A 19,406-nucleotide genomic window follows, 5' to 3' on the forward strand; every position below is an offset into this window, starting at 1 on the left:
CCGAGCCCAGTGCGGCACAGACATGAGGATCGGCGACGAGATCCCCGGCGGGACAAGCGGATCCGGCTCGCGGCGGATCGGCAAGGACAGCGTGGTCCGCGTCGGCGTGCTGCTCTGGCTCGCCGCCGTCTACATGGCGCTGTGGGGCGATCTGAGCGTCGCCAACCTGCTGGCTGGGCTGGTGGTCGGCGCGCTGATCATGGTGGCGCTGCCGCTGCCCCGAATCCCGGTGAGCGGGCGGCTCAACCTGGTCGCGCTCATCGAGGTGATCTGGGTGAGCGCCTACTACGCGCTCGAATCCAGCTTGCAGATCGCGTGGTTCGCGCTGCGGCCCGCGCCGCCGCCGGTCTCCGGTGTGCTGCGGGTCAACCTGAGCACCAAGTCGGATCTGGTGCTGGTGCTCACCACCGACCTGCTCAACCTGATCCCCGGCACGATGGTGCTCGAGATCGACCGCAACCGCTGCCTGGTCTACGTGCATGTGCTCGACGTCGGCAGCGAGGCCGCGGTGGCGCGGTTCTACCAGCAGACCCGCCGCCTGGAACGGCTGCTGATCTCCGCACTCGAGCGGCCCGTACCGAAACCCGTCCGGAGGTGAACCCATGACCGTCGTCGCCGTGCTCGCGGGCTTCCTGCTCGCGGCCGCCGCCGTCATCACCAGCTACCGCATCCTGGCGGGGCCGAGCACGCTCGACCGGGTCGTCGGCATCGACTCGCTGATGGCCATCGCCATGGCGGGACTCGCCGTGTGGGCCGCTTACGACCGGGACGCCACGGTGCTGCCCGCCATCGTCGCTCTGGCGCTGGTCGGGTTCCTCGGTTCGGCCGCCGTCTCCCGTTTCCGCGTCAGGGACGACCGATGACCGGCTGGCAGTGGGCATCGGCCGCGCTGATCCTCAGCGGCGCGGCGCTGGCGTGCACCGCCGCGATCGCCATCGTCCGCTTCCCCGACACCCTGACCCGCATGCACGCCGCCACCAAACCGCAGGTGGTCGGGCTGCTGCTGGTGCTCGGCGGCGCCGCGATCGAGCTGCGCGGCCAGGGCAATGTCTGGCTGCTCGCGCTGGTCGGGCTGTTCACGCTGGTCACCGCGCCGGTGATCGCGCACCTGATCGGCCGCACCGCCTACCGCGAACAGCGGCACCGCGACGGGCTGCTGCGCGTCAACGAGCTCGGCGACGAGATCGACTGAGCGGTCCACCGGCGCCGGACTCGGCAGCGCTCGATGGGTTCAGCGGTCGGCGGGCTCGGTCTCCCGCACCTCGACCACCGGCTCCCGCTGCCCCGCGAACCAGGTCGCGTGGAAGGCGGCCGCCATGCCCGCCAACAGCGCGAGCACGATGGTTCCGGCCGGGACGGCGTACTCCGCCATCGACACCGCCAGGTAGCGGTAGGAGAGCAGCAGGACCGCCAGCACCGCGACGCCGCCCACGACCAATCGGATACGGAACCATCCCCAGCCGCGTTCCGGCTCGCGCAGCGCGGACTCGACGGTCAGGCACAGCACCGCGCCCGCCACCAGGTCGACGCCGTAGTGGTAGCCGAAGCCGAGCGTCGCGGCCAGCGTGGCCAGCAGCCAGAAGGTGCCGCCCCAGCGCAGCCAGGCGGGTGCGCGGGAGCCGTCGATATCGCGGCGGGTGTGCAGGAAGACCGACAGCGCCCACGCGGTGTGCATGGACGGCATGCAGTTGCGCGGAGTCGCCGTGTCGAAGGGCAGCGGCTCGGGACTGCGGTCGATCGGCGGGAGGACGCCCGGCCAGTAGTTGCCGATCTGGAGTCCGTTGCCGTCGGCGCCGTAGGCGAACATCGGACCCACCACCGGGAAGAGGACATAGACGATCGGTCCGACCAACCCGAGCACCAGGAAGGTCCGCACCAGGTAGTGGCTCGGCCACCGCCCGGAATCGACCACCCGGCGCAACTGCCACACCGCGACCACGATGGCGGCCACCGGCAGCTCGATGTAGACCCAGTGCAGCACGGCGTAGACCACCGGGCCGAGCGTGTCGATCACCCGGCCCATCACCCACGACGGGTCGCCGAGCGCGTGATCGGCGAGCATCACGTACTCGTCGAGCACCTCGGGACTGCTCAGCACCGTGATGTGCAACCAGACGTCGCCCACCTTGGTCGCCAGGATCAGCAGCGCGCCGAGCGCGGCGGCGTGCAACGCGTTGCGCCGTTCGTCGCCGGTCCAGCGCAGCCAGGCGATGAGGGCGAGCGCGGTGAGCACAAGCACCGGACCGTTGCCGACCGTGGGCGGATCACCGGCGAGCAGCCGCGCCCCCGCGCACACCAGGTCGATGGCCACCGCCGCACCGAGCGCGACGAGCCTGCGCCGCATGGGGATACCGACCAGCGCGAGGACCAGCCCGGCCCACGGCACCGACATCGATTTCGGGGTGCCGACATAGTCGCGCAACAAGCTTTCCAACGGACCTTCGAAATCCTGCTGGAACGCGACGATCTGGAGCACGATCAGCAATGCGGGCACCGCCGCGACGGCCGCGGTCACCCAGACCCGGGACGGCGGTATCTTCAACCGCCGCACCGCACTTCCTACGCTGGAACCCGGGTCTTCGACAAGCACGACGACCATAGTAAACGGGGGATGAACGCCGTCCCCCTGGCCGGCTGAACGCCAGACGACCGCTCGTGAGCCCAGCGCGCTACTTGTAAAGCTCCTGGACCAGCGCGTCCACCACCGCGATCAGGTCGCCCTGGGTCGCCGCCGCCACCTTGCGCTGGCGCTGATACGACGCTCCACGCTGGGGAATTTCGGCGACAAAGGACAATTCGTCGGAGCAGCCGAGCCGCTTGGCCGTCGGCTCCAGCCGGTTCAGCACGTCCATCAGGTCGTCGGTGACCAGTCGTTCGCTGTTGTCGGAGTCTGTGATGACGATCGCATCCAGGCCGTAACGCGCGGCCCGCCACTTGTTCTCCTGGACATGCCACGGCGGCAACGTCCCGAGATCCTCGCCCTCATCGATCCGCCGGTCCAGATCCACGATCAGACAGTGGATGAACGCCGCGAGCGCGGCCAACTCGGCCCTGGTGGAGATGCCGTCGCAGATGCGCACCTCGATGGTGCCCCACTTGGGGGCCGGCCTGATGTCCCAGTGCATGCCGCCGAGCTGCTCGATGACGCCGGTCTGCATCTGGTCGTGCACGAAACGCTCGAACTGGCTCCAGTTGTCGAACTGGAACGGCAGGCCCGCGGTGGGCAGCTGCTGGAACATCAGGGTGCGGTTGCTCGCGTACCCGGTGTCGGAACCGGCCCACATCGGCGAGGAGGCCGAGAGCGCGAGCAGGTGCGGATAGGTGAACAACAGCGCGTTCAGGATCGGAAAGACCTTCTCCCGGTGCGAGACTCCCACGTGCACGTGCACGCCCCAGATCATCATCTGGCGGCCCCACCACTGGGTGCGCTCGATCAACTCGTCGTAGTGCGGCGAACGGGTCAGCTGCTGGGCCGACCATTGCGCGAAGGGGTGGGTGCCCGCGCAGAACAGGTCGACGCCGAGCGGGTCGGCGGCGCGGCGCACGGTGTCCATCGTGCCGCTCAGATCGTCCACCGCCGCGCCGACGGTGTCGTGCACGCCGGTGACGATCTCGACGGTGTTGCGCAGCAACTCCTTGGTGACCTGCGGAGTGCCGTCCCAGGCCCGCAGGTCACCGACGGCATCGAAGACCGCGGCCGCGGTGTTGGAGAGATCGCGCGTCACCTTGTCGACGAGCGCGACCTCCCATTCGATGCCGATGGTCGGCCGGGGCGAACCTGGAAATGGAACGTTCTCGATTGCCCCGCCCATATCGGCACCTTGTCTACTGGACTACACCGCAGGCGAAGCGGCCGCCCGCGTCGCCGGTCGCCAGTGTGTTGTCGTCCGGGCCTGCCACGCCGTCGGCACGGACGTAACGGTTGGGAATGTTGCCGAAGTTGTCGGCATCGGCGTGGATGATCAGCGCGCGATTCTTCAGGTCGTCGAGGGTCACCGTGTCGGTGGTGGTGACCAGCTTGCCCTGGCCGTCCGAGCGGACCTGCAGCGAGGTGAGGTCGCCGCTGGCCGGGTGGGCGTTGGCGTTGCCTACCTGGAGGTGGCCGCCCGCCGAGAGGAAGTCACCGGCCGCGCCGCCGGTGGGCGCCACGGAGTTGGGCTCGCACTTGCCGACCTGGTGGAAGTGCAGACCGTGGAATCCGGGCTTTAGGCCGTGCGCCTCGACGGTGATCACGAGGTGCTCGCCGTCCTTGGCGATGTTCGCGGTGGCGACCGAGCTGCCCGACGCGTCCTTCAGCTCGACCTTGGTGCCCGGATCGGTGGCCGGGCTGCCGTGCTCGGTACCGGTCCCGTGCTCCTGAGCCGGGGCGGAGGCACCGGTCCACACCGGCGGGGTGGTTCCCTTGACGTCACTCGACTCCTGGCTGTTCGTGCAGGCAGCGAGGCCGAAGACCGCGACCGCAAGCACCGGGGTCACAGTCCGCCAGGACGGGCGACGAGTTGTGGACGGGGCCATCGGGGGAACTCCTTTACGAGTACCGAGTTTACGAGTAAAGCTGGGTGGACACTGTCGTTACCGGACAAGATGATGCCACGAGCGCCGTGTCGCGCCGCCAAGGGGCCGTGCGCGCCGGGCTCGGTTTTCAGTTACCCGTCAAGATGACGACCACACCCGGACCGTTGTCCCCGATTCCCGCCGACTTGGGCTCGGCGGTCGCGCCGATCTCCGCGGCGATCGCCAGCGCCGCCTCCCGCTCGCCGGGCGTATTCCCGTAATACACAGTCGTTTTCGCGATGGTGCCGCCCGCGTAGTTGCCCGGCGCGACGTTCGTCCAGCCGCTCGCCGTCAATTCCTCGGCGGTACGGGCGGCCAGACCGGCGACCAGACTGTTGTTCAGAACACGGACCGGAACGGCCCGGTTCACGCCCGCCGCGGGCGCACCGGCCGCGGGCGCACCGGCCGCGGGCGTCGGCGCGGCGGCGGTCGTGGTCGGCGCCACCGTCGTCGCGACCGGGGTCGTCGCCACCGGGGTGGTCGCGGCCGTCGTCACGGGCGCGGCCGAGGTGACCTGCTGGGCCGCGGTCGACGACTCCTCGGCGTTCGTGGCGTCGGAATCGGAACTCGACAGCGACATCGCACCGAGACCCGCGAACACGATGGCCAGTGCGATCAAAACCATCGCCAGCGCGCGCAACGGCGGCCCGCCGGAGGTGGGATTGGTTTGACTCACGCTGTCGACCCTAGTCGCACATCGGTCCGGGGTGCCCGCATCACGATCCGAAGACGTGTCATACCTGGAAACCGAGACGCCGTGCGGCTCTGGCCTTCTGCCTGCTCGCGCGAAGCCTGCGCAACCGTTTCACCAGCATCGGGTCGACGGCGAGAGCCTCCTGCCGGTCCACCACGGCGTTGAGCACCTGGTAATACCGGGTCGGCGACATGCCGAACAGTTCGCGGATGGCCTCTTCCTTGGCGCCCGCGTACTTCCACCACTGCCGTTCGAAGGCCAGAATCTCGTGTTCGCGGCGGCTGAGGCCGCTGCCTTCGTCCGCCCCGGCCTGGGCCGATGCGCCCGCCGTCGTCTCTTCGCTCGCGGAAGGGTCGTCTTGGATCGCGGAAAGATTCCGTGCCGCTGCGCCGTCCATCTCGCTCCCTCGCCGAGTTGCCACCAGACGAAAATGGTGCTTGTACGTCGCGGATCATTCAACCACGGGGTCACAGGGATGATCCGCCTTCGGTCCGGCGTGTTGATTACGCGCAGGTACGGGCGTCTCACCTGCGCCGGACGGCGGCCACTCGCCTCCGCTGAGCGGCCGGTAGGCTTGCTTTCCATGGCAATCCTCCCCATCGTGATCGTCGGTGACCCCGTGCTGCACAACCCGACCAAGCCGGTCACCGATTCGCCGGAGGAACTGGCCCCGCTGATCGCGGACATGTACGAGACCCTGGACGCCGCCAACGGCGTCGGGTTGGCCGCCAACCAGGTGGGCGTGCCGCTACGACTGTTCGTCTACGACTGCCCGGACTTCGGTCCCGACGGCACGGCCGTCCGGCGCCGCGGCGCGGTGATCAACCCCGTGCTGGAGACCTCCGCGCTACCGGAGACGATGCCGGACCCCGACGACGACGAAGAGGGCTGCCTCTCGGTGCCCGGAGAGCAGTTCCCCACCGGCCGGGCCGACTGGGCGCGGGTCACCGGCACCGACGAGCAGGGCGAGCCGGTTTCGATCGAGGGCAACGGCTTCTTCGCCCGCATGTTGCAGCACGAGGTCGGCCACCTCGACGGATTCCTCTACGTCGACGTGCTGATCGGCCGCAACGCGCGCGCGGCGAAGAAGGCGATCAAGCGAAACGGTTGGGGCGCACCGGGTCTGAGCTGGGTGCCGGGCACCGTTCCGGACCCCTTCGGGCATGACGACTGAGCCGGCGCCCGCGCCGATTCCGCTCGGCCGCCGGGTGGTGATGCGCTATCAACTGCCCGCCGGATATCCACAACCGCTGACCGACGTGATCGGCGAACTGGTTTCGCTGGACCCGCCGACGGTGCGCGACGCCGACGGACAGATGGTCTCGGTGACGCCCGATCGGGTGGTCGCGCTGAAAGCCATCGGGCCGAGGCCGATTCGCACCAGAGAGATCAGGGCACTGGAAGCGGCCGCGGCGGACGCGTGGCCAGGCGCCGAAAACGACTGGCTCGACGGCTGGCTGTTGCGCGCCGGACACGGCTACACCAATCGCGCCAATTCCGCTGTGCCGCTGGGCGAACCGGGTCGACCGGCCGAACTTTCCACCGATACCCTGCATCGCATCGGCGCATGGTACACCGCGCACGGCCTGCCGCTGCAACTGCTGCTGCCCGACCGGCTCGCACCGGCGCCGCCCGGCTGGCGCACCTGGAACGAAACCCTGGTGCTCGGTATCGACATCGACAATTTCGTTCTGCCGCAAGGTCCCCCGATGGTCCGGATCGCGCCGCGGCCCGACGAGGCGTGGCTGCGACTGCACCGCTATCGCGGCGAAGACCCTGCGGCACAGCCTGTTCCGGTGCCCGAGGTGCTCACCGCGGTGCGCGACGGCGAACTGGGTTTCGCCTCGCTCGGGCTGCCGAGCCCCATCGCCATCGGACGCGGCGCGACCACCACCGCGCCGGACGGACGCCGCTGGATCGGGCTCACCTGCGTCGCCGTGGCCGCCGAGCACCGCAGGCACGGCCTGGCCACCCTGGTGTGCGCGGAGCTGATCCGCTGGGGGCACGAGCGCGGCGCGACACACGCCTACGTCCAGGTCGAGGCCGACAACACGGCGGCGCTCGAGCTCTACCGCGGCCTCGGTTTCCTGGACCACCACAGCTATCGCTACGCCGCTCCGCACGGCGGAGAATAGATCGAAGACCGCAGAAGGAAGGCATTTCGTGCGTCTGGCGACTTGGAACGTCAACTCCATCCGCTCCCGGCTCGACCGGGTGGCGGCCTGGCTGGACCGCCAGGACATCGACGTGCTCGCCATGCAGGAAACCAAGTGTCGCGACGACCAGTTCCCGTTCGAGCGCTTCGAGGAACTCGGCTACGAGGTGGCCCACCTCGGCATCAACCAGTGGAACGGTGTCGCGATCGCGTCCAGGGTCGGCCTGGAAGACGTCGAACTCGGCTTTCCCAATCAGCCCGGTTTCGACAAGGACGCGGGCGAATCACTCATCAGCACACCGGTCGTCGAGTCGCGCGCGCTCGGCGCGACCTGCGGCGGCGTGCGGGTCTGGAGCCTGTACGTGCCCAACGGGCGCGCCCTCGCCGACCCGCACTACGCCTACAAACTCGAGTGGCTGGAGACGCTGCGCGCCACCGCCGCGAACTGGCTGACCGAGGACCCGCAGGCCAAGATCGCGCTGGTCGGTGACTGGAACATCGCGCCGAACGACGACGACGTGTGGTCGCCCGAGTTCTTCACGGGCAAGACGCACACCTCCCAGCCCGAACGCGACGCCTTCACCGCCATCGTCGACACCGGCTTCGCCGACGTGATGCGGCCGTTCGCGCCGGGGCCGGGTGTGTACACGTACTGGGACTACACGCAGCTGCGGTTCCCACGGAAAGAGGGCATGCGCATCGATTTCGTCCTCGCCTCGCCCGCGCTGGCCGCCGCGACGACGGACGCGGGTGTCGATCGCGAGGAGCGAAAAGGTAAAGGCGCCAGCGACCACGCGCCGGTTGTGGCCGAGTTCGATATTCCCGTCAAGTCGCGCTGACGGCACCGTCCCGGCTCCCAGCGAGATCGGCGGCCGCGTGCCGACGCACAGGCGGCCGCCCCGACGGACGGTGGTTGGCGCGTTGACCGGCCGCTACGGGTTCATTTCGTAGCCGCCCGCGTGTGCGCGGGCCTCGGCCAGCACCTTGTCGAAACGGGTGGCGTCGGCCGCGGGGCGGCGCACCAGATCCAGCGCCCTGGTCTGCTGTGCCTTGGTCGCGGTCGGCTTGCTGTGCAGGGCGAGGGCGTTCTTGGCGAATTCCCGCACGAAGACGTCGAAGAGCTGGTCGAGCACGGCGGCGTCGGTGCCCTCGATCGTGGCCTGTTCCAGGATGAGCTGCGCGTACGGGATCGCGGTGAACAGCTCGCCGATGGCGAACAGGAAGTCCACGTCACGCTGTTGGTCGGCGGTGGGCGGGGCCGCGGCGAGCAACGTCTGGAAGGCGAGGGCCTGCTCCAGGAAGATCGCGACGTTCGGCACGTGCGCGTACTTCTCGAACACCGGACGCCAGTCGGTGAACCGGATGCGTCCGAGTCCCGCGCTCGGACCCTGCCGGAACAGGAATTCGTCGTCGGCGGCGTCGCGGCGGGTCGGCACCTCCGGATACCGCGCGGCGGCCAGCTCCGCTCGGAGCTTGGGCACCGCCGCGCCCGCCCGCGGGGCGAGCTTGCGGCTGGACCAGCTCAACGCCGAGGACACCGCCCGCACCGCACCCTTGGGCGCGGCGTCCGGCAGCACGCGCAGCGCGGCGAGCCCGGCGTCGGACGGGTGGAACATGTAGTTGGCCATGAACTTCAGCGACAGCGCCATGTTCACGTGCACGGTGCCTTCCAGCCGCGGCAGCCCGAACAAGCCGAGCATCGCCATCGGGAAGTACATGTCGTTCTCGAAGCCGCGGGCGGCGATCACGTCGGCGAGCTCTTCGATGACGCGCTGACCCTGCCGTGTCACGGTCATCTTCTCGATCGCGTTGAACAGCAGGTAGCGCCGGTCTTCGGGGGACGCCGACCGCAGGTAATCGATGGCGCGCTCGCTGTAGAGCTTCATGCCGATCAGCCGCGCGTAGGAGTCGGTCAGCAGCGAGCGCACCTGCGGGAACTCGGTCACCCTGTGTCCGAACAGGATTCGATTCTCCGCGTGCGTGATCGATTCGTAGAAGGCGTGTTCGCAAGCGCCGACGGCGCCGAAGCCGAGGTTGAACTTGCCCACGTTGACGGTGTTCATCGCGGCGTGGAACGCGGCCTCACCGCGGTGCAGGATGTCCTCCTCGGCGACCGGGTACTTCTCCAGATCGAAAGCGGCCACGTACATCTGACTGTCCACCACGTTGCGACGCAGCTTGTAGTTCTTGTGCTTGCTGTCGGCGACGAAGAACAGATACCCCTCGTAATCGTCCTGCGCCGGTTTGGCATTCAGCGCTTTGGCGCTGTCGATGATCGGCTTGTCGGCGCGGCGGCCGAACACCGAGACCATCCCGGCGAGGTTGCCGTTGCCGATGTAGTGCTTGCCGCCGGTCGCGGTGAAACCGCCGCCGCGCTTGGGTTCCACCACCATGTCGGTGGAGTACACGTCGGCGCCGTGCTCCTTCTCCGACAGCCCGAACGCGAAGATCTCACCGGAGTCGAGCAGCGCCGCCGCGCGCTGCTTGGCGGCCTTGTTGTCGCTCTGCCAGATCGGCCCGAGGCCGAGGATGGTGACCTGCCAGACGTACCAGTAGGACATGCCGTAGAAGCCGAGCACCTTGCTCATCATCGCGATGCGGCCGGTGTCCCAGCGCTTGTTCGGATCGCCGTTGGCCTCGGCCGCGGGAGTCAGGAAGGTCGCGAAGACCCGCTCGCGCTTGACGAAGTCGAGGAACTCGGAGTACCAGACGCGCTCCCGGTCGTCCCGCTTCAGCGCCGCCTTGCCGCGCGTCTCGAACCAGTCGACCGTGGCGCGCAGCAGCCGCCGCGTCTCGGCATCGAACTCGGCGAACTCGCAGGTCTTCGGGTTGAACAGGGTTTCCGGCATCGGTGACTCCTCGGCCGTCGGTTCGACGCCCGGCATCCGGCCGGGCCACTTCATTCGCGAATGTAGCATTATTGTTCACAAGTGTAGGAACCCCGGCAAGACCCGCCCCGACACCTGCGCCCGGCACGCGCTCCTCAGGAAACCCGGAGTGCCGCCCCTCGCCACCGCTCCGACAGGTGCCCATGTGTGGAGACAGCGCACAAGCAGCCCCCGCAGTCCCGCCGCAGGCACTCACACAGAGGACCACCCCATGAGCAGGCACCCCCGCCCCCAGCAGGTGCACTTGTGCGGAGACAGCGCACAAGCAACCCCCGCAGTCCCGCCGCAGGCACTCACACAGAGAACCACCCCACAAGCAGGGACACCTGCCCACGATATGTTGGTGACCATGGGTACCGAGCAAGTCGTGCGACCGCGTCAGCGGGCGCGGCACCTCGGACCGGAACGCCGCCGCCCGCAGGTGCTCGACACCGCGCTGGCCATCGCCGTCGAACACGGCGTCGCGGCCGTCACCATCGCCGCCGTGGCCGAGCGGATGAACGTCACCCGGCCGGTCGTCTACGCCTGCTTCGCCGATCGCGTCGAACTCATCCAGGAACTGATCCGCCGCGAGGAGAACCACCTCGTCGAGGGTCTGCTCCAGGCGACGCCGCGCCGCGCGGTCGACGCGGGCGAGACGGTCTTCGTGGAGGGCTTCCAGACGCTGCTGGAGATCGCTGCCGCGCGGCCCGACTCGTGGCGGTTGCTGTACGGCAATCCCGATCCCGCCGTCGCGGATTCGTTCGGACGCGGTCGCAAGTTGGCGGTCGAGCGATGCACCGAGCTGCTGCGGCCGACGCTGCGCGCGTGGGGGACCGAGGATGCCGAGCGGAAGCTGCCGATTCTGGTGGAGCAGTGGGTGTCGGCGGGTGAGGGGGCGGTGCGGTCGCTGCTCGCCGATGAGGGGGAATGGACGCCGCAGACACTCGGCGCTTTCGTGGGCGCGGCGGTCTACCGGGCGTTGCGGCAGGCGTAAGGCGCTGTCGGCCGGGTCCTGCTGAGCCGCCCAGATCGCCGCGGGGAACGTTGGCGGCGCGGAGGTCCGTCGCCGCGGCCGTACACAGCCTGCATCCAGTTGCGGCAAAGGCAAGCCATGCCGACATTTCTCCGGCAGTCACGTGCGACTACCGATGAAATGCCGCACGACAGCGTGGTGCATGGTCAGTTTTGCCGTCGCGAGCGCGCGTTTTCCCGGTCGCCGAAGTCATCCGATCATTACGATGGAGACCGACCGATCCGACCACGATCTGGCGGGAGGTGCGAGCATGGCGTTCTATCGGCAGGTCGGCGCGGTGCCGCCGAAACGGCACACCCAGCACCGCGACGACCTCGGGCGGCTCTACTACGAGGAGCTGATGGGCGAGGAAGGCTTCTCCGGCGATTCCTCGTTGCTCTATCACCGCGGTCTGCCGCCCGCGATCGTCGACGCCACGGTCTGGGAACTACCGGACCAGACGACGACGCCGAACCATCCACTGCGCCACCGGCATCTGCGCCTGCACGATCTCTTCCCCGGCGACACCGCGGCCGAGACCGATCCGGTGACCGGCAGGCGGCTGCTGCTCGGGAACGCCGACGTGCGCATCTCCTATGTCGCGGCCAAAGGCGCTTCTCCGTTGTACCGCAACGCGATCGGCGACGAGCTGGTCTACGTGGAGGCGGGCGAGGCGACCGTCGAGACCGTGTTCGGCAGGCTCGCCGCCCGCCAGGGCGACCAGGTCCTCATTCCGCGCGCCACCACTCACCGCTGGTTGCCCGCCGGGCCGGGTCCGTTGCGCGCGTATGTGATCGAGGCGTCCAGTCACATCACTCCGCCGAAGCGGTACCTGTCGAAATTCGGTCAGCTGCTGGAGAATTCGCCGTACTGCGAACGTGATCTGCACGGGCCGGGCGAACCGGTGCTCGAATCCGGTACCGATGTCGAGGTTCTGGTGAAGCATCGCGCGGGCGGGCGGGTGGTCGGCACGCGGATGGTCTACGCGACGCATCCGTTCGACGTGGTGGGTTGGGACGGATGCCTGTACCCGATCACGTTCAACATCGCCGATTTCGAGCCGATCACCGGGCGCGTGCACCAGCCGCCGCCCGTCCACCAGGCGTTCGAGGGGATCAACTTCGTGATCTGCAACTTCGTGCCGCGCAAGGTCGACTACCACCCGCTGTCCATCCCGGTGCCGTACTACCACTCCAATGTCGACTCCGACGAGATCATGTTCTACTGCGGCGGAAACTACGAGGCGCGTAAGGGTTCCGGCATCGGGCAGGGTTCGGTGTCGGTGCATCCCGGCGGGTACGCGCACGGACCGCAGCCCGGTGCGTACGAGCGCAGCATCGGCATCGAGTTCTTCGACGAACTCGCCGTCATGGTCGACACCTTCCGCCCGCTCGAGCTCGGCGAGGGCGCGCTGGCCTGCGAGGATCCGGCCTACGCGTGGACGTGGTCGGGCCGGGGCCCGCGGTGAGGACGCGGCTCGAGGTTCCCGACGATTCGCTGTTCGGCGCGGACAATCTGCCGTACGGGGTGTTCGCGCCGCGCGGAGGTGCGCATCGGGTCGGGGTGCGCTACGGCGAGTTCGTCGTCGATCTGGCTGTCGCCCTGGAGGACCCGGTATTCGCGGCTGTGGACCTCAATGCTTTTCTCGCGCAAGGGCCTACGCGTTGGCGTGCGGTTCGTGAGCGGGTGCGCGAACTGGTCTCTGCGGAAATCCCCGCCGACGCAGTGCATCCCCTGGCTGACGTGACGCTGGCGCTGCCGATTCGCATCGGCGACTATGTGGACTTCTACGCGAGCATCGACCACGCCACCAATCTCGGACGATTGTTCCGTCCGGATGCCGAACCGCTGCTGCCGAATTGGCGTCATCTTCCGGTGGGCTACCACGGCAGAGCCGGAACCGTCGTCGTCTCGGGCACGGAAGTGGTGCGGCCGCGAGGTCAGCGCCGAACAGACTCGGGTGTGCCGGATTTCGGTCCTTCCCGGCGGTTGGACATCGAGGCCGAACTCGGCTTCGTCGTCGGTGTCGGCTCTTCGCTCGGCACGCCGATCGATATCGCCGATGTCGAGGATCACCTGTTCGGTGTGGCGCTGGTCAACGACTGGTCCGCGCGGGACATCCAGGCGTGGGAGTATCAGCCACTCGGGCCGTTCCTCGGTAAGTCGTTCGCCACGTCGTTGTCGGCATGGGTGACGCCGCTGGCCGCGCTCGATTCGGCGCGCATTCCGCTGCCGGAGCAGTCACCGCCGCCGCTGCCCTATTTGACGGTGGACGAGCCCTGGGGGCTGGATATCGAGCTGACCGTGAGCTGGAACGGGGAGGTCGTCTCGCATCCGCCATATGGGCGGATGTACTGGTCGCCCGCGCAGATGTTGGCGCATCTGACCGCGAATGGTGCGGCCGCCCGGAGTGCGGATTTGTATGCGTCGGGGACTATTTCGGGGCCTGAACCGGGGCAGCGGGGGTCCTTCATCGAATTGTCTTGGGGCGGTGCGGAGCCGGTTGTGGTTGGCGGGGAGGGGCGGACGTTCTTGGAGGATGGGGATGAGGTCGTGATTACCGCGTCTGCGCCAGGGGTTGGCGGGAGGCGTGTGGGTTTGGGGGAGGTGCGGGGGCGGGTTCTGCCTGCCGGGTCGCGGGGGTGATTTGGGTTTCGAGGTGCGGCGACTTTCGAGTGCGCGGAGATAGCGCTACCTGCGCGATGGAGATGTCGCTCACTTTTCAGCGCATTCGTGTCCAGCATCACCCTCTCGTCCGATTCTGTCCGGACGACCGGCCGGTTTACCGTTCGGGGGATCACCTCCATCGGGACGGGAGCCCGCGTCAATGCTGACCACCCTCGCACGGTTCGCCGCCGCGCGTCCTCGCGTTGTTCTCGGTATCGCGCTTCTGCTCATGGTGCTGTGCGGTCTGTTCGGGGCGACAGCGCAGGCGCACATGAAGTCCGGTGGGTTCGTCACCGAAGACCTCGAGTCGGTTCGGGCCGCCGAGTTCATCGCCGACCACTTCACCGGTGGGGATCCGAACTATGTGCTGCTCATCCAAGCCGAGGACGGGGTGGACAGCGCTGCGGCGAAGGCGGCGGCGCAACGGGTCACCGATCAGCTGCGCACGTATCCCGAGGTCAGCGGCATTCAGTCGTACTGGTCGGCGCGGCCTGACCTCGCGCAGGCGCTGCGCGGCAAGGACGGTCGCAGCGGGATCGTCGTGGCCAGTATCGAGGGCGACGACGGTGAGCTCAGCGAGCGCGCCGCCAAGATCAGCGAGACGGTGCAGACCAGTGGCGATGGCGTCACCGTCCGTGCGGGCGGGCTGGCCGCCGTTTTCGCGGACATGAACGCCCAGATCAGCGAGGACCTGATCGTCGCGGAGGCCATCGCGGTGCCGCTGACCGGGCTCTTGCTGATCCTGGTGTTCGGCAGCGTGGTCGCCGCCGCGCTGCCGATCGCGATCGGCCTGTTCGCCATCGCGGCCGCGCTGGGCATCCTGCGGGCGCTGACGGTGGTCACCGACGTCTCGATGTACGCGCTGAACATGACCACCGCGCTCGGTCTCGCGATGGCCATCGACTACAGCCTGTTCATCGTCAGCCGCTATCGGGAGGAACTGGCCAACGGTCTGGATTCTCGTGCGGCCGTGGTGCGCTCGATCCAGACCGCCGGACGTACCGTGGTGTATTCGGCGTTGGTGGTAGCGCTCTCGCTGGCGGCGCTCGCCGTGTTCCCGCAGTACTTCTTCAAGTCGTTCGCGTACGCGGGGATCGCGGTGGTCGCCGCGGCGGCGGGCGCGGCGGTGATCGTTCTGCCAGCGATTCTGGTGCTGGTCGGCGATCGGGTGAACGCGCTGGATCTGCGGGTTCCGTTGCGCCGCATGTTCCGTCGACCCGAACCTACCGAGCCGCAACCGGAGCGGAGCCTCTGGTACCGCTGGGTTGTCGGCGTGATGAAGCGTGCCGCGCCGGTCGCGGTGGTCACGACGATCGCGCTGCTCTTGCTCGGGTCGCCCTTCCTGTCCGCGCATTTCGGTTATCCCGACGATCGCGCGCTGACGCAGTCCGCGCCGAGCCGTCAGGTCGGCGACGCGCTGCGCAGCGACTTCTCCGCCGACCTCGGCGCGAGTGCCTACGCGGTGTTGCCCGGCTTCCGCGGCGGCCAAGGCGAAATCGGCGCGCACGCGGCGGCGCTGTCGAAGGTGGCCGACGTTCCCGCGGTGCTGTCCAGCGACGGCGTCTACGTCAACGGTCTGCACGCTGCCGCCGCTTCACCGGAGATGTCCGGTCCGGCGGGCACATTCCTGTCGATCGGTACGCGGCTCGATCCGTATTCGACGGCGGGCAAGGATCAGCTCGCCGAGATCAGGGCGGTCCCCGCGCCCGGCGACGTGCTGTTCGGCGGAGCCGCCGCGCTGAACCAGGACTCGGTCTCGGCGATCGCCGACCGGCTGCCGCTCGCCGCCGCGCTCATCGCCGTCACCACGTTGATTCTGCTGTTCTTGTTCACCGGCAGTCTGCTGCTTCCGGTCAAAGCGCTTCTGCTGAACATTCTTTCGCTCGCCGCGACCTTCGGTGCGATGGTGTGGATCTTCCAGGACGGGCACCTGTCCGGGCTGCTCGGCTTCACGCCGACCGGCAAGCTCGACCTGGCGATGCCGATCCTCATGTTCAGCCTCGCGTTCGGCGCCTCGATGGACTACGAGGTGTTCCTGCTCTCCCGGATCAGGGAGGAGTGGCTGGCGGGCGAGAAGACCGCGGCGGGCAACACCCACGCCGTCGCCATGGGTGTCGCCAGAACCGGTCGAATCTTCACCGCCGCGGCCCTGTTGATGAGCATCGTCTTCCTCGCGTTGGCCAGCTCCGGCGTCGCCGCCATGAAACTGTTCGGCATCGGGTGCGCACTCGCGGTGCTCAGCGACGCCACGGTGATCCGCGCCTTGCTGGCGCCCGCGCTGATGCGGGTGATGGGCACCGCCAACTGGTGGGCGCCCAAACCCCTTGCGGCGCTGCATCGCCGCTTCGGCCTGGCGGAGGAGACGAACGACCCGTCGCCGCGAGTCGAGGCGGAGAGCGCAGGCACCGGCGACGCCGCACCGCGGACCCGCGCCGACAGGGTCGCGGACCTCGTCAGCGAATAGCGCTGCGCCTGAACGCACTACGCTGCGGTAGCCGGACGAACGGCGACGCATACGCGCGAATGGCACTGCCATTGTGAGCAGCGCACCGCACAACCAGCACCGACGCTCGGAGTCGGCCGAAGATACGGACGGTCCGGCGCTGCGGGTCGAGGTGGAGGGCGCAGGCACCGGCGACGCTGCGTCGACGACGCCGCTCTGACGCGGATCCGTCTGCACCACAGCCCTTTACGACAGCATCTCCCGCCCGGCGTAAACCACGCCGACGAACTCGACCAAATCGTCGATCAGCGTCTGCACATCATCACGCGCGCCACCGTCGTCGTGATGGTGCAGCCAGTCGGCGATCAGCTCGAACATCCCGCCGATGGTCGCGAGCGCCAACGCCAGCCGCCTGCGTCGAGCGCGTTCGTCCGGCGCGGCATCCGATGACCACTGGCTGTCCAGAAACGCCGCGGCCCAGCGCCGGTTGCCGCGGCGCTGCTTCTCCACCATCGGCGAAATACCGCCCGCCTCACCGAAAGTCACCTTCGCCAGGCGCGGGTCGTCGGCGATGGCGTGCACGAACGCACCGACGACCGCAGCCGCGCGCTCTCCCCAGTCCCGTCCCGCGACTTCCGCCGCCACCTCGGCGACGCGTTGCTGGATCTGCGCCGTGATCTGCTCGAGCAGCGCGATGTAGCACGCCTCCTTGCTGTCGAAGTGGTCGTAGAACCCCTTCGTCCCGACGTAGGCGCGCTGACAGATCTGTTCGATCGACGTCCCCGAAAAGCTCTGTTCGGCAAACAGTTCGGTGGCGGCGTCCAGCAGTTGACTGCGTCGCTGCGCGCTGCGCTGCTCGGCGTCGAGGCCGCGTATCCGGCGCCGATCCGGAGTCGGGGCGGGCCGCGCGGCGGATTTGCTGCGGGTCATGTCACGACGATAGCGGCACTTGTTTCAAAAAGAGTTCTTGTTGGTAACTCGAACTCGTGCTGTAATCGCTGCACCGATGAGGAAGGGACCTGGGGTGTCAGTGATCAAAGGCGATCCGGCCGGAAGAAGCCCAGTGTTCGTGCGCGCCGTCGCGGTCGCGATGATCGTCGCGGCGACCGTGCTGACGAGCGCGGTGGCGGCGAGACCGGCGTCGGCAATGCCGCTACCGCAACATGATTCGTTCTACGAGCCGCCCGCCGACTTCGCGAGCGCCGAACCGGGGACGATCCTGCGCTCGCGCGAGGTGCGGCTCGCGGTGCTCACGGTGCTGCCGCTGAACGTTCGGTCCTGGCAGTTGCTGTACCGCACGACCGACCTGTTCGACGCACCCGCGGTCGCGGTCACGACGGTGATACTGCCCGCGGGCGCCGACCCCGGCCGCTCCCGCCCGCTGGTCTCCCTCCAGTTCTATTACGACAGCGCCAGCCCGTCCTGCGCACCGTCGTACGTGCTCCGGCAGGGTGCGGGGCTGCCCGGCGTCGAGGGCGTCCATTCCAACAGCGAGCTCATCGCGCTCGCCGCGCTGATCAGCCAGGGTTGGGCGGTGTCGATCCCGGACTACGAGGGGCCGCATGGCCATCTCGCGGTCGCCAAGGAACCGGGTTACATGACCCTGGACGGGATCAGGGCCGCGCAACGTTTCGAGCCGATGGGCCTGAACACGAATACCCCTGTGGCTCTGTGGGGTTACTCCGGCGGCGGCATGGCCACCGGCTGGGCGGCCGAGATGCAGCCGAGCTACGCGCCGGAGCTGAACGTCGAGGGCGCCGCGATGGGCGCGCCGGTCTCGGATGTCGAATCGTTGTTGCACGTCAACGGTTCCATGTTCGCCAGCCTGATCGGGATCGGCATCGCCTCCCTGTCCAACGCGTATCCGACCTTCGAGGAGGTGACCTACCGGCACCTCACGCCGGAGGGCCGCGCGCTGATGGACCGCACCAACACGCAGTGTCTCCCGCGCAACGCGCTGACCCAGATGTTCGTGGATTACCAACGGCTGCTGACGATTCCGATCGCCGATTACCTCGCCCTTCCCGAGATTCGGGAGGTGTTCGACGCGACGGTTCTCGGCGGCAACACGCCGACCATGCCTATTCACCTGTACCAAGGCGTGTTCGATGAAGCGGTGCCCGTGTGGACCAACGACGCTCTCGCGCAACGATATTGCGCGGGAGGCGCTTCGGTCGTCTACAAGCGCGACCACCTGAGCGAGCACCTGACGCTGCCCTCCCTCGGCATGGCCGACACCTTCAACTGGCTGAAGGGCAGGCTGGCGCCGAACGCGCCGGATCAGGTCGGCTGCCGGACCGAGAACGTCGTCTCGATGCTCGCCGACGTCGACGCGCTGCTGAGCCAGATCGAGATCAACCTCAACGCCACCTTCGGCGCGCTCGGGTTCCCGATCGGGCCCCGCGAACGCTGACCGGCGGTCGGGGCCGCACATTTTCCCGCCCGCGATGCGATGAATTCGGCGGCGTTGGGAAGTCTGCACACGCGAGGACCTACCCCACGTCAGGAGATGGCCATGCAGAAGATCGTCACGAACCTCTGGTACGACACCCAGGCCGAGGAGGCCGCGGAGTTCTACTGTTCGCTCTTCCAGGACTCCAAGATCACCGACATCCAGTACTACAACGAGGCGGGGCCGCGCGAGGCCGGGCTCGTCATGGTCGTCGACTTCGAACTGAACGGTCAGAAGTTCACCGCGATCAACGGCGGCGGCGAGTACCACTACACGCACGCCATGTCGCTGCTGGTCAACTGTGAGAGCCAGGAGGAGGTCGACCGCCTGTGGCTGGCGCTGCTGGCCGACGGCGGTCAGGAGATCGAGTGCGGTTGGCTCAACGACAAGTACGGCATCCCGTGGCAGATCTGGCCGGTGCAGGCCAACGAGCTGCTCAAAGGGGATCCCGCCGCCGTCACCCGCGCGACCAAGGCCATGCTCGGCATGAAGAAGATCGACGTGCAGGCCATGCGGGACGCGTACGAGGCGGTCTGAGCGGGCTTGTTCGGCGGCCAGG

At 68.3% G+C, this 19,406-nt stretch carries 19 protein-coding genes; 12 read left to right on the top strand and 7 right to left on the bottom strand.

Annotated features, from left to right (window positions below; genetic code table 11):
- Positions 1-22: 22 nt before the first annotated feature.
- The 3 genes from AB0H49_RS23840 to mnhG are packed head-to-tail and all read left to right on the top strand — an operon-like array spanning position 23 to position 1,192.
- Complete coding sequence (locus tag AB0H49_RS23840; protein ID WP_357254449.1) at positions 23-598, top strand: Na+/H+ antiporter subunit E; 576 nt, start codon at positions 23-25, stop codon at positions 596-598.
- Between the two features lie 4 nt (positions 599-602).
- On the top strand, positions 603-863 hold the full coding sequence (locus tag AB0H49_RS23845) for a monovalent cation/H+ antiporter complex subunit F (protein WP_354998704.1): 261 nt from the start codon (positions 603-605) through the stop codon (positions 861-863).
- Entirely contained in the window at positions 860-1,192 is a 333-nt protein-coding gene (mnhG, locus tag AB0H49_RS23850; protein ID WP_354998703.1) for a monovalent cation/H(+) antiporter subunit G, read from the top strand. The genes AB0H49_RS23845 and mnhG overlap by 4 nt, the downstream gene beginning before the upstream one ends.
- A gap of 39 nt (positions 1,193-1,231) precedes the next feature.
- Here mnhG and AB0H49_RS23855 read toward each other — a convergent pair whose 3' ends face one another.
- The 5 genes from AB0H49_RS23855 to AB0H49_RS23875 all read right to left on the bottom strand — a co-directional run bounded on the left by AB0H49_RS23855 (position 1,232) and on the right by AB0H49_RS23875 (position 5,645).
- Positions 1,232-2,599 carry a DUF5933 domain-containing protein gene (locus tag AB0H49_RS23855; protein WP_357254452.1) on the bottom strand — a complete coding sequence of 456 codons (1,368 nt, stop codon included), beginning with the start codon at positions 2,597-2,599 and terminating at the stop codon, positions 1,232-1,234.
- Between the two features lie 70 nt (positions 2,600-2,669).
- A complete protein-coding gene (locus AB0H49_RS23860; RefSeq protein ID WP_357254454.1) occupies positions 2,670-3,812 on the bottom strand; it encodes a glutamate--cysteine ligase in 1,143 nt (380 codons plus the stop codon).
- A gap of 13 nt (positions 3,813-3,825) precedes the next feature.
- Positions 3,826-4,515 carry a superoxide dismutase family protein gene (locus AB0H49_RS23865; RefSeq protein WP_354998700.1) on the bottom strand — a complete coding sequence of 230 codons (690 nt, stop codon included), beginning with the start codon at positions 4,513-4,515 and terminating at the stop codon, positions 3,826-3,828.
- Between the two features lie 127 nt (positions 4,516-4,642).
- The gene (locus AB0H49_RS23870) at positions 4,643-5,230 is read right to left on the bottom strand and encodes a LytR C-terminal domain-containing protein (protein WP_357254456.1); all 588 of its coding nucleotides are present in this window, start codon (positions 5,228-5,230) and stop codon (positions 4,643-4,645) included.
- Positions 5,231-5,288: 58 nt separating this feature from the next.
- Positions 5,289-5,645 carry a DUF3263 domain-containing protein gene (locus tag AB0H49_RS23875; protein WP_354998698.1) on the bottom strand — a complete coding sequence of 119 codons (357 nt, stop codon included), beginning with the start codon at positions 5,643-5,645 and terminating at the stop codon, positions 5,289-5,291.
- 186 nt (positions 5,646-5,831) lie between these two features.
- Here AB0H49_RS23875 and AB0H49_RS23880 point away from each other — a divergent pair, with 186 nt between their 5' ends.
- The 3 genes from AB0H49_RS23880 to AB0H49_RS23890 are packed head-to-tail and all read left to right on the top strand — an operon-like array spanning position 5,832 to position 8,242.
- Positions 5,832-6,422 (top strand): peptide deformylase, encoded by a 591-nt coding sequence (locus tag AB0H49_RS23880; RefSeq protein ID WP_354998697.1) that lies wholly within the window; start codon positions 5,832-5,834, stop codon positions 6,420-6,422.
- Positions 6,412-7,383 carry a GNAT family N-acetyltransferase gene (locus AB0H49_RS23885; RefSeq protein WP_357254459.1) on the top strand — a complete coding sequence of 324 codons (972 nt, stop codon included), beginning with the start codon at positions 6,412-6,414 and terminating at the stop codon, positions 7,381-7,383. Before AB0H49_RS23880 ends, AB0H49_RS23885 begins: the two co-directional genes overlap by 11 nt.
- Before the next feature lie 28 nt (positions 7,384-7,411).
- Positions 7,412-8,242, top strand: a complete 831-nt coding sequence (locus AB0H49_RS23890) for an exodeoxyribonuclease III (protein ID WP_357254461.1) — start codon at positions 7,412-7,414, stop codon at positions 8,240-8,242.
- 93 nt (positions 8,243-8,335) lie between these two features.
- Here the strand turns inward: AB0H49_RS23890 and AB0H49_RS23895 are convergent, their stop codons facing one another.
- The gene (locus tag AB0H49_RS23895) at positions 8,336-10,252 is read right to left on the bottom strand and encodes an acyl-CoA dehydrogenase family protein (RefSeq protein ID WP_357254463.1); all 1,917 of its coding nucleotides are present in this window, start codon (positions 10,250-10,252) and stop codon (positions 8,336-8,338) included.
- Between the two features lie 388 nt (positions 10,253-10,640).
- Here AB0H49_RS23895 and AB0H49_RS23900 point away from each other — a divergent pair, with 388 nt between their 5' ends.
- The 4 genes from AB0H49_RS23900 (at position 10,641) to AB0H49_RS23915 (ending at position 16,416) form a co-directional block, all read left to right on the top strand.
- Positions 10,641-11,267, top strand: a complete 627-nt coding sequence (locus tag AB0H49_RS23900) for a TetR/AcrR family transcriptional regulator (RefSeq protein ID WP_354998693.1) — start codon at positions 10,641-10,643, stop codon at positions 11,265-11,267.
- 289 nt (positions 11,268-11,556) lie between these two features.
- Positions 11,557-12,753, top strand: a complete 1,197-nt coding sequence (locus tag AB0H49_RS23905) for a homogentisate 1,2-dioxygenase (RefSeq protein WP_357254569.1) — start codon at positions 11,557-11,559, stop codon at positions 12,751-12,753.
- Positions 12,723-13,931 carry a fumarylacetoacetase gene (gene fahA / locus AB0H49_RS23910; RefSeq protein ID WP_357254465.1) on the top strand — a complete coding sequence of 403 codons (1,209 nt, stop codon included), beginning with the start codon at positions 12,723-12,725 and terminating at the stop codon, positions 13,929-13,931. The genes AB0H49_RS23905 and fahA overlap by 31 nt, the downstream gene beginning before the upstream one ends.
- Positions 13,932-14,112: 181 nt before the next feature.
- A complete protein-coding gene (locus AB0H49_RS23915; RefSeq protein WP_357254467.1) occupies positions 14,113-16,416 on the top strand; it encodes an MMPL family transporter in 2,304 nt (767 codons plus the stop codon).
- A 225-nt stretch (positions 16,417-16,641) separates the two neighbouring features.
- On the opposite strand, the gene AB0H49_RS23920 is transcribed toward AB0H49_RS23915, so the two are convergent.
- The gene (locus AB0H49_RS23920) at positions 16,642-17,325 is read right to left on the bottom strand and encodes a TetR/AcrR family transcriptional regulator (protein WP_354998690.1); all 684 of its coding nucleotides are present in this window, start codon (positions 17,323-17,325) and stop codon (positions 16,642-16,644) included.
- A gap of 94 nt (positions 17,326-17,419) precedes the next feature.
- Here AB0H49_RS23920 and AB0H49_RS23925 point away from each other — a divergent pair, with 94 nt between their 5' ends.
- Both AB0H49_RS23925 and AB0H49_RS23930 read left to right on the top strand, forming a co-directional pair.
- Positions 17,420-18,808: a lipase family protein gene (locus AB0H49_RS23925; RefSeq protein WP_357254469.1), complete on the top strand. Its 1,389-nt coding sequence runs from the start codon at positions 17,420-17,422 to the stop codon at positions 18,806-18,808.
- 102 nt (positions 18,809-18,910) lie between these two features.
- Positions 18,911-19,384 (top strand): VOC family protein, encoded by a 474-nt coding sequence (locus tag AB0H49_RS23930; protein ID WP_354998688.1) that lies wholly within the window; start codon positions 18,911-18,913, stop codon positions 19,382-19,384.
- Positions 19,385-19,406: the final 22 nt, after the last annotated feature.

The sequence above is a fragment of the Nocardia sp. NPDC050713 genome, from assembly GCF_040654315.1.
Lineage (GTDB): Bacteria > Actinomycetota > Actinomycetes > Mycobacteriales > Mycobacteriaceae > Nocardia.

Coding starts and splice junctions, on each gene's coding strand:
- AB0H49_RS23840 (WP_357254449.1), top strand. CDS start 23: ATGAGGATCGGCGACGAGATCCCCGGCGGGACAAGCGGATCCGGCTCG.
- AB0H49_RS23845 (WP_354998704.1), top strand. CDS start 603: ATGACCGTCGTCGCCGTGCTCGCGGGCTTCCTGCTCGCGGCCGCCGCC.
- mnhG (WP_354998703.1), top strand. CDS start 860: ATGACCGGCTGGCAGTGGGCATCGGCCGCGCTGATCCTCAGCGGCGCG.
- AB0H49_RS23855 (WP_357254452.1), bottom strand. CDS start 2,599: ATGGTCGTCGTGCTTGTCGAAGACCCGGGTTCCAGCGTAGGAAGTGCG.
- AB0H49_RS23860 (WP_357254454.1), bottom strand. CDS start 3,812: ATGGGCGGGGCAATCGAGAACGTTCCATTTCCAGGTTCGCCCCGGCCG.
- AB0H49_RS23865 (WP_354998700.1), bottom strand. CDS start 4,515: ATGGCCCCGTCCACAACTCGTCGCCCGTCCTGGCGGACTGTGACCCCG.
- AB0H49_RS23875 (WP_354998698.1), bottom strand. CDS start 5,645: ATGGACGGCGCAGCGGCACGGAATCTTTCCGCGATCCAAGACGACCCT.
- AB0H49_RS23880 (WP_354998697.1), top strand. CDS start 5,832: ATGGCAATCCTCCCCATCGTGATCGTCGGTGACCCCGTGCTGCACAAC.
- AB0H49_RS23885 (WP_357254459.1), top strand. CDS start 6,412: ATGACGACTGAGCCGGCGCCCGCGCCGATTCCGCTCGGCCGCCGGGTG.
- AB0H49_RS23895 (WP_357254463.1), bottom strand. CDS start 10,252: ATGCCGGAAACCCTGTTCAACCCGAAGACCTGCGAGTTCGCCGAGTTC.
- AB0H49_RS23900 (WP_354998693.1), top strand. CDS start 10,641: ATGGGTACCGAGCAAGTCGTGCGACCGCGTCAGCGGGCGCGGCACCTC.
- AB0H49_RS23905 (WP_357254569.1), top strand. CDS start 11,557: ATGGCGTTCTATCGGCAGGTCGGCGCGGTGCCGCCGAAACGGCACACC.
- AB0H49_RS23915 (WP_357254467.1), top strand. CDS start 14,113: ATGCTGACCACCCTCGCACGGTTCGCCGCCGCGCGTCCTCGCGTTGTT.
- AB0H49_RS23920 (WP_354998690.1), bottom strand. CDS start 17,325: ATGACCCGCAGCAAATCCGCCGCGCGGCCCGCCCCGACTCCGGATCGG.
- AB0H49_RS23930 (WP_354998688.1), top strand. CDS start 18,911: ATGCAGAAGATCGTCACGAACCTCTGGTACGACACCCAGGCCGAGGAG.